The 677-nt window shown below is 67.2% G+C and carries 1 protein-coding gene; it reads left to right on the top strand.

Translation table 11 applies throughout. The features are described from left to right. Positions 1-54: 54 nt before the first annotated feature. On the top strand, positions 55-677 hold a 623-nt coding region (locus FQ755_RS03175; RefSeq protein ID WP_144150926.1), incomplete at its 3' end, for an IclR family transcriptional regulator.

Below are 677 nucleotides of genomic sequence, written 5' to 3'. Positions count from 1 at the left end.
GTCGTACTATTTCGGAAATTTTGAAATTTTGTTTCGGAAAAAAGAGAGTGTTCCGTGTCGATATTGAATAACGCAGCCGCTGCCGCGCGCGATCGGGAATCCTCCACCGACGAGATCTCGGCGCTCGCCCGGGGGCTCGCGGTGCTGCGCCGGATCGCTGCCGCCGATGCTCCCGTCAGCAACCGCGAACTGACAGAATTAACAGGTATCCCCAAGCCGACCGTCTCGCGCATCACCGCCACCCTGGTGAGCGCCGGTTTCCTGTTCCGGCTGCCCGACAGCGAGCGCTTCGTGCTGACCGCGTCGGTGCTCGAGCTGAGCAACGGCTTCCTGCGCAACTTCGACATCCGCGCGCGCTCGCGGCCGTTCCTGATCGAGCTGGCCGAGCGCACCTCGCTGTCGGTCCATCTCGCCGTGCGCGACCGGCTCGACATGGTCGCGATCGACGTGATCCGGCCGCGCTCGGCGGTGCTCGTCACGCGGCTCGAGATCGGCTCGCGGATGGACATCGCCCGCACCGCGGTGGGCCGTGCCTACCTGGCCGCGCTCGAGGAAGGCGAGCGGCGCGAGCTGCTCGGCGCCCTGCAGGCCGCCCACGGCGATGACTGGCCGCTGGTGGTGGCCCGCCTGAACTCGGCCCTCGACGACACGCTGCGCAACGGCTACTCGCTGGCGAT

The sequence above is a fragment of the Paraburkholderia sp. BCC1885 genome, assembly GCF_900996235.1.
Classification (GTDB): Bacteria; Pseudomonadota; Gammaproteobacteria; order Burkholderiales; family Burkholderiaceae; genus Paraburkholderia.
This window is presented reverse-complemented; position numbering and strand designations above follow the sequence as displayed.